Origin of the sequence: Pedobacter sp. HMWF019, assembly GCF_003061025.1 — a bacterium.
Classification (GTDB): domain Bacteria; phylum Bacteroidota; class Bacteroidia; order Sphingobacteriales; family Sphingobacteriaceae; genus Pedobacter.
The window spans coordinates 1-9,443 of sequence record NZ_QAIL01000384.1 but is presented as its reverse complement, the minus strand read 5'-3'; the positions used below and the strand labels follow the sequence as shown (position 1 = coordinate 9,443).

9 protein-coding genes are annotated in these 9,443 nt (G+C 42.5%); 8 read left to right on the top strand and 1 reads right to left on the bottom strand.

Going from position 1 to position 9,443, the window contains the following annotated elements; all coding sequences use genetic code 11:
* Positions 1–10 precede the first annotated feature (10 nt).
* From DBR11_RS21105 to DBR11_RS21075, 7 genes are read left to right on the top strand one after another with little or no spacing between them, the layout of a single operon-like run.
* Positions 11–868, top strand: a complete 858-nt coding sequence (locus tag DBR11_RS21105) for a fumarylacetoacetate hydrolase family protein (RefSeq protein ID WP_108554599.1) — start codon at positions 11–13, stop codon at positions 866–868.
* Positions 855–1,685, top strand: a complete 831-nt coding sequence (locus DBR11_RS21100) for an amidohydrolase (protein ID WP_108554598.1) — start codon at positions 855–857, stop codon at positions 1,683–1,685. Before DBR11_RS21105 ends, DBR11_RS21100 begins: the two co-directional genes overlap by 14 nt.
* A gap of 9 nt (positions 1,686–1,694) precedes the next feature.
* Positions 1,695–2,483, top strand: coding sequence for an SDR family oxidoreductase (locus DBR11_RS21095; protein ID WP_108554597.1), 789 nt, complete (start codon positions 1,695–1,697; stop codon positions 2,481–2,483).
* Position 2,484: 1 nt separating this feature from the next.
* Positions 2,485–3,225: a (Fe-S)-binding protein gene (locus DBR11_RS21090; protein ID WP_108554596.1), complete on the top strand. Its 741-nt coding sequence runs from the start codon at positions 2,485–2,487 to the stop codon at positions 3,223–3,225.
* Complete coding sequence (locus DBR11_RS21085) at positions 3,222–4,589, top strand: lactate utilization protein B (protein ID WP_108554595.1); 1,368 nt, start codon at positions 3,222–3,224, stop codon at positions 4,587–4,589. Before DBR11_RS21090 ends, DBR11_RS21085 begins: the two co-directional genes overlap by 4 nt.
* Positions 4,589–5,182, top strand: a complete 594-nt coding sequence (locus DBR11_RS21080; protein WP_158275348.1) for an LUD domain-containing protein — start codon at positions 4,589–4,591, stop codon at positions 5,180–5,182. Before DBR11_RS21085 ends, DBR11_RS21080 begins: the two co-directional genes overlap by 1 nt.
* A complete protein-coding gene (locus DBR11_RS21075; RefSeq protein WP_108554593.1) occupies positions 5,179–7,728 on the top strand; it encodes a glycoside hydrolase N-terminal domain-containing protein in 2,550 nt (849 codons plus the stop codon). The genes DBR11_RS21080 and DBR11_RS21075 overlap by 4 nt, the downstream gene beginning before the upstream one ends.
* On the opposite strand, the gene DBR11_RS21070 is transcribed toward DBR11_RS21075, so the two are convergent.
* Positions 7,725–8,627, bottom strand: a complete 903-nt coding sequence (locus DBR11_RS21070; RefSeq protein ID WP_108554592.1) for a helix-turn-helix domain-containing protein — start codon at positions 8,625–8,627, stop codon at positions 7,725–7,727. The two genes, DBR11_RS21075 and DBR11_RS21070, sit on opposite strands and share 4 nt — an antisense overlap.
* Positions 8,628–8,781: 154 nt before the next feature.
* Between DBR11_RS21070 and DBR11_RS21065 the strand changes: the two genes are divergently transcribed.
* Positions 8,782–9,443, top strand: a 662-nt coding sequence (locus DBR11_RS21065) for a cupin domain-containing protein (RefSeq protein WP_108554591.1), incomplete at its 3' end; no start/stop codon positions are given.

Sequence of the window (9,443 nt, the reverse complement as noted above, 5' to 3'; positions counted from 1 at the left end):
GAATTAGATTATGAAGTTAATTAGATGGGGCCTTGCGGGTAAAGAAAAAACAGGTGTAATTATTGACGATGTAAAGTACGATACTTCTGCTTTTGGTGAAGATTATAATGAGGCCTTTTTTGAAAATAATGGATTAGCGCGCTTGGAGCAGTTTCTTCAGGAGCATAAAGGAAAATTAACTGCTATTGCAGAAGGAGAAAGATTAGGCTCGCCAATTGCACGTCCTTCTAAGATTGTATGTATAGGATTGAATTATGCAGATCATGCGAAGGAAACCAATGCACCGCTTCCTCCGGAGCCAGTGATCTTTATGAAATCGACAACGGCATTGACTGGTCCTTTTGATCAGATTACCATTCCCAAAAATTCGGTCAAAACAGACTGGGAAGTGGAGCTGGCAGTTGTGATTGGAAAAAAAGCTTCTTATGTAGAAAAAGAGGAGGCGTTGGACTATGTTGCAGGATATGCTTTACATAATGATGTTTCGGAAAGAGAATTCCAGATTGAACGAAATGGTACCTGGGATAAGGGAAAAGGTTGTGATACTTTTGCGCCTATAGGACCATTTTTGGCTACGCAAGAGGAGATCAAAGACGTAAACAATCTTCGTCTTTGGTTAAGTGTGAATGGTAAAATGATGCAGGATGGGAATACTTCTAACTTCATTTTCGATGTGCCTTTTGTGATTTCTTATGTGAGCCAGTTTATGACCCTGCTTCCTGGTGATGTGATTTCTACAGGTACACCTGCAGGTGTGGGTTTGGGTTTTAATCCTCCCGTGTACCTTAAGGATGGTGATGTGGTAGAATTGGGGATAGATGGGTTGGGTACTTCTAAGCAGGTGGCTAAAAATTATGTCAAGGATTGATTCACATCAGCATTTCTGGATATACCAGGCTGAACGAGATACCTGGATAAGTGACAAGGAGGGTATCCTGAAAGATGATTTTATGCCGGAGCACCTGCTGCCCATTTTGACACATTATGGTTTTGAAGGATGTGTGGTGGTGCAGGCCGACCAGTCGGACGAAGAGACCTTGTTCCAGCTTAAAAATGCAGAAGCGCATTCCTTTATTAAAGGAGTTGTGGGTTGGGTGGATCTTCAGGCAAGGAATCTGGAAGATAAACTTGCTGGTTACCAGGGATATGATAAATTAAAAGGCTTCAGGCATATTTTGCAGGGAGAGCAAGACCGGGCACTGATGTTGCGCCCGGCCTTTAAAAAAGGTATTGAATTACTGGGGAAACACGGCTATACTTATGATATTCTGGTTTTTCGGGATCAGCTGGAGTATGCAGAAACCCTGGTTGCTGAGTTCCCGGATCAGCCTTTTGTTCTTGATCACCTTGGAAAGCCGGATATTAAAAATGGGAAAATAAGCGATTGGAGCCGTGCGATCAAGGCACTGGCCAAATATGAAAACTTGTATTGCAAAGCATCCGGGATGGTTACAGAAGCAGATTTGAGCAACTGGAAAGCAACAGACTTTAAACCTTACCTGGATGTTCTGTTTGAGGCATTTGGGACCGATAGGGTGATGTTTGGTTCTGACTGGCCAGTATGCAGGCTGGCAGCAACTTATGGTCAGGTAACCGGATTGATGGAGGACTATACTTCGTCATTTTCAAAACAGGAACAAGAACAATTCTGGAGCGGTAATGCAGTTCGTTTCTATAAATTATAAGCAGATAAAATGGATTTACAATTAAAGAATAAAGTAATCGTTGTGACTGGTGGTGCGAAAGGCATTGGAGAAGGGATTGTAAAATTGCTGGCACAGGAGGGAGCAATACCGGTAATTATTGGCCGGAAGGAAGCGGATAATTTAAAAGTAGTTGAGGAAATAGAAAAGGCTGGGGGAAAGGCTGCACAGATAGAAGCAGAATTAAAAAATCCCAAAGAATGCGAACGTGCGGTAAATGAAGTGATCCATCAGTTTGGCCGTATAGATGGCCTGGTAAATAACGCTGGTGTAAATGATAGTATTGGTCTTGAAAATGGCAGTTATACTGATTTTGTAGACAGCTTGCATAAAAATGTGGTTCATTATTTTTTAATGGCCAAATATGCCTTACCGTCATTAAAGGCATCGGGCGGGTCGATTGTAAATATTGGCTCTAAAACCGCCGAAACAGGTCAAGGTGGGACTTCAGGTTATGCCGCTTCTAATGGAGCGAGAAATGCGCTGACCCGTGAATGGGCGGTGGAGTTATTGCCTTATGGTATCCGTGTGAATGCAGTAATTGTATCCGAGTGTTTTACGCCTTTATACCAAACCTGGATCAATACATTAGGAAATCCAGAAGAGAAATTGAAATCTATTGTAGATAAGATTCCATTGGGGAAAAGGATGACCACTGCGGAAGAGATTGCAAATATGACCTTGTTTTTGTTATCTGAAAGATCGAGCCATACTACTGGGCAATTGTTACATGTAGATGGTGGTTATGTACACTTAGACCGTGCTTTAAATAACAGTTAATATGAAGGTTGCTTTATTTATTCCTTGTTATGTAGACCAGTTTTATCCTAAAGCGGCTATTGCAACACTGGAGCTTTTGGAGAAATTTGGACTGGAGGTGAGTTATCCTAAAAATCAGACTTGCTGTGGGCAGCCCATGGCCAATTCTGGCTTTGAGCACTTAACCAAAGGCTGTAACAATTTGTTTGTACAGAATTTTTTAGGGTATGACTACATTGTTTGCCCTTCGGGGAGTTGTGTAATGCACATCAAAGACCATTTGCATACAGAGGAAAATGAAGCGGCTGCACAGGATATCCGTACTAAGGTTTATGAACTGACGGAATTCCTGGTAGATGTTTTAAAAATTGAAAAACTGGAGGCCTCGTTTCCTCATAAAGTTGGACTTCACCAAAGTTGTCACGGACAGCGTGGATTGAAGCTTTCCCAGATGACAGAACTCATGGCTGAACCTTTTTCTAAACCCGGACATTTGTTGTCTATGGTAAATGGTCTGGAACTGGTGGAACTGGATAGAAAGGATGAATGCTGCGGATTTGGGGGTACCTTTTGCGTAACAGAGGAAGCCGTTTCTGTTAAAATGGGAAAAGACCGGGTGCTGGATCATGAAAGGAATGGGGCGGAGTACATTACAGCTGGCGATCTTTCCTGTTTGATGCATATGGAAGGTATTTTAAAGCGCCGGGGAAGTAAGGTCAAAATTATTCATATCGCAGAAATCTTAAATCACCATTTATCATGAAAGTACAGGATCATGCCCAGGCTGCGGCGCAATTTATTAAAGATGAGGAGCGGACCGACTGGCACGATGAAACTTTATGGTTTGTCAGAAAGAAAAGAGACCTGGCTGCTCATGGAATACCGGAATGGGAACAGTTAAGGGAATGGGCATCACAGATTAAAGATCATACACTTTCTAACCTGAGCCATTACCTGGAAAGTTTTGAGCAAAAGGCTACAGCCAATGGGATACGGGTGCATTGGGCAGCAGATGGAGAAGAACATAACCGGATTGTTCATCAGATTATTGCAGATCATGACCTGAAAAGGATTGTGAAAAGTAAAAGTATGCTGACCGAAGAGTGTCACCTTAACGAATACCTGATCCAGAAGGGGATTAGTGTAGTGGATACGGATTTGGGTGAACGTATTGTTCAGCTCAGAAAGGAAGCACCAAGCCATATTGTATTGCCTGCTATACATTTGAAGAAGCAGGATGTAAGTGATACATTTCACGATTTCCTGGATACAGAAAAGGGAAATAATGACCCCCAATATTTAACGGAGGCTGCAAGGCAGCACCTCAGGGATTATTTTATCGCTTCAGAACTGGCCATTACCGGGGTTAATTTTGCTATTGCAGAAACGGGTGGCTTTGTGGTTTGTACCAACGAAGGGAATGCTGATATGGGTGCCCATACGGCCAATGTGCATATTGCTTGTATGGGCATTGAAAAGATAATCCCTAAAGCAGAACACCTTGGTGTTTTTCTACGTTTGCTGGCCAGGAGTGCTACCGGACAGCCGGTTACAACGTATTCAAGCCATTTTCACCGTCCGAGAGAAGGACAAGAAATGCACCTGGTGATTGTAGATAACGGAAGGACAAGGCAGCTTGGCCGTGCCGATTTCAGGAATTCCCTGAAATGTATCCGCTGTGCGGCTTGTTTTAATACCTGTCCTGTTTATCGCAGAAGTGGTGGTCATAGTTATCATACAGCGGTTGCCGGGCCGATTGGTTCTATATTAAATCCAAATCTGGATATGAAAGCCAATGCGGATTTACCATTTGCATCTACACTTTGTGGTTCCTGTAGTAACGTTTGTCCGGTGAAGATTGATATTCACGAACAACTGTACAAATGGAGACAGGTGATTGTGCAGGCGGGATATGCGCCTGTTTCCAAAAAATTGGGTATGGAGGGCATGGCTGCAGTATTATCGAGCCCGGCTTTATACCATTTTTCGGGAAAAATGGGCAGAACGACACTAAAATATGCACCTTTTTTGGTGAATAATGGATTTAACCCCTGGTATAAACAAAGGGATATGCCTGCACCTCCGGCGGAAAGCTTTGGAGAATGGTATCAAAAAAACAGAAGCTAATGAATTCCAGAGATCGTATTTTACAGGCAACGGCGGAGAACCAGCCTGCCCAGAGGGATTTGCCGGTGATTGATTTTGAACGGTTAATCCGTTATGATGAACCTGCAGTGGTATTTGAACAGGTGTTGACAAAGATTGGCGGCCAGCTGGTCCGGGTAAAAAACCTGGAAGAAGTAAAGAACCGGTTTGGGGAAGAAGATCAGGAGAAGTTCTGTGTTGATGTCATTGATTGCACGGAAGAAGACCGGTTGAAAATAAAAGCCTGGAAAGCTACTGATCTTGCTTTGCTACATACCTTATATATAAAAGGTTCTTTTGGTGTAGCTGAGAACAGTGCAGTCTGGGTAGATGAGCTCGCTATGGTGAACCGTCTGTTGCCTTTTATTTGTGAGCACTTGTTTATTGTATTGGAAGAGAAAGAAATTGTCCCGACAATGCATCATGCTTATCAAAAAACAGATGTGAACCGTACTGGCTTTGGATCTTTTATCGCCGGACCTTCTAAGACGGCGGATATTGAACAGAGCCTGGTGATTGGTGCCCATGGACCAAGGAGTTTAACCATTTACCTGATAGAAAAAGACTCGTTATGAAGAAAACGATTTTAGCTGCGGTTCTTTTTTGGAGTTCCTACGCTATGGGACAGCAGGAAGATACTGGCCTTAGAATGTGGTATACCAGACCTGCTGGGGTATGGGAAGAAGCTTTGCCGCTTGGAAACGGTCGTTTGGGTGCTATGGTTTTTGGAAGGGTGAATAAAGAGCGCTTGCAGTTAAACGACAATACACTCTGGTCTGGCAGTCCAAATGATGGGAATAATTCCAATGGGCCAACTGTACTTCCGGAGGTTAGAAAGGCAGTTTTTGAAGGTAAATATGACGAAGCGGCTAAGCTTTGGAAAAAAATGCAGGGACCTTATTCTGCGAAGTATTTGCCATTGGGTGATTTGATCCTGGATTTTAAATTAAAGGATTCTACGGCTACGGCTTACATGCGGGATTTGGATTTGAACACCGCAATTGCTAAGGTGAGTTATAAGATTGCGGGTGTTACGTACACAAGGGAGGCTTTTATCAGTTATCCAGACCGGATACTTGTGGTCAGGATCAGTGCGGACCGTAAAGGATCAATTCAGTTTAATGCGGGGCTTTCCAGCAAATTGAAATATCAGGTAAATGCTCCGGACGACCAGGATCTGGTTTTAAAAGGCAAAGCACCAAAATTTGTAGCCAATCGTGATTATGAACCCAAGCAGGTTGAATATGATGACTGGGAAGGGGAAGGTATGAACTTCGAGATTCACCTGCGCGTCAAACCTGAAGGTGGATCGGTGAAAAGGTCTGGAAATGCATTGACTGTATCTGGTGCAGATGCGGTTACCTTATATCTCAGTTCAGGAACTAGTTTTAATGGTATTGATAAGTCGCCAGGGCTGGAAGGAAAAGATCCTGCTGTTGAGGCCAGACAACACATCCTGCTGGCCTACGGAAAAACTTATGAGACGATGAAAAAAGCACATCTCGCCGACTATCAGCGTTTGTTCAAAAGAGTGAGCTTTAATCTTCCTGTTAATGCGGAGGCTTTGAAGTTGCCGGTCAATGAAAGGATGCTTCGTTTAAATAAGGGTGGGGCAGATCCGCATTTACAAATGCTTTATTATCAGTTTGGACGCTATCTGATGATCTCCAGTTCGAGAAAAGATTCCCGAGCGACTAATCTTCAGGGCATATGGAATGATCTGGTTCAGCCGCCCTGGAGCAGTAATTATACCACCAATATCAATACAGAAATGAACTATTGGCTGGCAGAGAATACCAATTTGTCTGAATGTCACGAACCGCTCTTTAATTTTATGGAGCAACTGGCGGTAAACGGTGCTAAAACGGCTAAAGTAAATTACAATATTCAGGAGGGGTGGCTTGCCCATCACAACTCTGATATCTGGGCCAAGACTTCTCCTGCGGGAGGCTACGACTGGGACCCGAAGGGGATGCCAAGATGGTCGGCCTGGCCAATGGCTGGGGCCTGGTTCTGCCAACATGTTTGGCAGCATTATGAGTTTACAGGAGACCAGAAATTCTTAAAAGAAAAAGCCTATCCTTTAATGAAAGGGGCCGCTGAGTTTATGCTGAGTTGGCTGGTTAAAGACAATCAAACACCTTATTATGTAACCAATCCTTCTACTTCACCAGAAAATACGGTTAAGATTGAAGGAAAAGAATACCAGCTGTCCAAAGCCAGTACGATGGATATGGCCATCATCAGAGAACTTTTTTCCAATACGGTTAAAACTGCGGGGATCCTAAAAACGGATTCTGAGTTTAAATCTAAGCTGGAAAAGATGATTCCGCTGTTGTATCCTTATCATATTGGACAGTATGGACAATTACAGGAATGGTTTAATGACTGGGATGATCCTAATGATAAACATCGCCATATTTCTCATTTGTTTGGTTTGTATCCCGGAGACCAGATTTCTCCGCTCAGAACACCTGAACTTGCAGCAGCAGCCAAACAGTCTCTATTGCAAAGAGGAGACGAAAGCACGGGCTGGTCAATGGCCTGGAAAATCAACTGGTGGGCCAGATTACTTGATGGTAACCACGCTTATAAGATGATTCTTTCCGGTTTGAATTATATTGATCCGGGCAAGGCGAAGGAACAGATGAGTGGAGGAGGTGCCTATCCGAATTTATTTGATGCACATCCGCCTTTTCAGATTGATGGTAATTTTGGAGCAACTGCGGGTATTACAGAAATGTTGCTGCAAAGCCATAGCGGTGAACTGAATTTATTGCCGGCCTTGCCAGATGCCTGGCCGGAAGGAGAAATTAAAGGCATTAAAGGTCGTGGCAATTTTGAGGTGAACATTAAATGGGCTGGTGGTAAACTGAGTCAGGCAAAGATCACTTCGCTGGCAGGTGGGAATTGTGTATTGAGAACTGCTGTTCCTGTAAAGGTACTTGAGGTTAAGGTTATAGAAAAGGATGGGGTAAATCCGCTGATGTCATTTACCGAGACTGGAAAATATGAAAATGCAGCTGGTGTAAAGCTGCAGGAGATCAATAGTCTGGGTAAATACAGGATTAGTTTTAAAACGGAGAAAAATAAAGTATATACGATAGTTCCGGCAGGTTAAACCATTTTTAACTGTTTTTTATAATCTGAAGGGGTTACTTTAAGGATCTTTTTAAAGATTTTGGAGAAATGATGACGGTCTGAAAAGCCACATTCATACGAAATTTCGTCGAGGGATTTGTTGGTGTGGTGCATCAGGTTACAGGAGGCTTGTATCCGGAGTTTTAAAATGTATTGCTGCGTGGCTGTGCCTGTACTGGTTTTAAAAAGACGGGCAAAGGAATTCGTAGCCATGTTTGCAGTATCGGCCAGCTGATCATTGGTGATCTTTCTTTTGAAATTGGCCTCCATGAATTTGATCGATTTCAGGATCCGGTGGTCTATATTTCCTGAATCCCAGATCTCTGCGGGGAGCTGGAGCAGGCAGTCGGCTATCAGTTGCTTGATTCGCAGACTTTCCTGAAAGCCGGTGATGGTGTCTGAGATACAGGCTTGTTTGATTTGTTCCAGAGGGAGTTTGTTTCTTTCGTTAAACTGGATTTCATGTATACCACTGCGTACAAAGTCCAGAGGGTAGCCAAGAGAAAAATGGAAGAACATCTGGTCTACTTTCCCTTTTGCAGCCAGTTGCTCCAGGCGGTCTTGTTCTGTAAATTTTCTGCCTTTTATGGATTCGTCTTCTTTGTTAAAGGGGTATTTAAGCTGCGAAGAAAAAGAGGTGTTTGGCGGAATGATCAGGATGGTTTGCTGGTTCATTGGAATGGTTTTGCCTTTATAGCGAATGGAAGAACCTGCAACAGAGTTATGGTAAATTCTCCAGAAAGGTGCTTTAAGGTCATCACATTCCCATTCTTCCAGGATCCAGTACCTGCAGCAGAATATTTTTATGCTGACGTCTTTAAAATTTTGATGCACATCTGAAGGATCAATTTTGATTTCTTCACTTATCTTTCTGTTCATACCATGTTTGTTTTGTACACATCTTTGAGGAGAATGTACAACTTAATTCTGAAATAAGTTTCCCAACTTTAGAAAACAAATATAAACCAAAATAAATTTTAACTCCCTTTGCTTAATTGTATTCTGCAATTTTCAAGGTTTAAATTTAGAATGTATGAAACCTCAACTGCTAAAAATTTCAAAAAGTCCTACACAATCTTTCAGCGTACGTCATGATTTGAAACCAAGTATGAACAATAAGTTTCATTATCATCCTGAAGTGGAGCTGATCCATTTTGTGAAAGGTAAAGGAACTCAGTTTGTTGGAGACAGTATCACTGAATTTCAATCTGGAGACCTGTTGTTGATTGGTTCTAATCTTGCCCATTACTGGAGATTCGATGAGGGGTATAAGGAAGAGGGATCTGAAAATTATGCAGATGTAAAGGTTGCTCATTTTTCAGAAAGCTTTTTGGGTGAGTATTTCCTTAACCTGCCAGAAAATAAGCCCCTGAAAGATGTTCTTGAAAAGGCGAAAAGAGGTATTAAAGTGGAAGGCAGGAATAAAAAGAAGGTGGAAGAGATCCTGGCTTACATGTTGCATGCAGAGGGAACAGAGCGGATCATTTGTCTGATCCAGGCGCTGGTAGAGATTTCCAAATGTGATCAGCTGGAAATGTTGTCTTCAATTGGTTATGTTCAGCATAAAGAAGAAATCAGCAACGATAGGATTAAGGATATTTATGAGTATACTTTTGCGAATTTCCGGAATAAGATCAATTTGGAGGAGATTGCAGAAATTGCAAGGATCAGTCCAAATTCTTTTTGCCGTTATTT

Bases quoted from the DNA above. Each gene is read 5' to 3' on its own strand.
- DBR11_RS21105 (WP_108554599.1), top strand. From the start codon at position 11: ATGAAGTTAATTAGATGGGGCCTTGCGGGTAAAGAAAAAACAGGTGTA.
- DBR11_RS21100 (WP_108554598.1), top strand. From the start codon at position 855: ATGTCAAGGATTGATTCACATCAGCATTTCTGGATATACCAGGCTGAA.
- DBR11_RS21095 (WP_108554597.1), top strand. From the start codon at position 1,695: ATGGATTTACAATTAAAGAATAAAGTAATCGTTGTGACTGGTGGTGCG.
- DBR11_RS21090 (WP_108554596.1), top strand. From the start codon at position 2,485: ATGAAGGTTGCTTTATTTATTCCTTGTTATGTAGACCAGTTTTATCCT.
- DBR11_RS21085 (WP_108554595.1), top strand. From the start codon at position 3,222: ATGAAAGTACAGGATCATGCCCAGGCTGCGGCGCAATTTATTAAAGAT.
- DBR11_RS21080 (WP_158275348.1), top strand. From the start codon at position 4,589: ATGAATTCCAGAGATCGTATTTTACAGGCAACGGCGGAGAACCAGCCT.
- DBR11_RS21075 (WP_108554593.1), top strand. From the start codon at position 5,179: ATGAAGAAAACGATTTTAGCTGCGGTTCTTTTTTGGAGTTCCTACGCT.
- DBR11_RS21070 (WP_108554592.1), bottom strand. From the start codon at position 8,627: ATGAACAGAAAGATAAGTGAAGAAATCAAAATTGATCCTTCAGATGTG.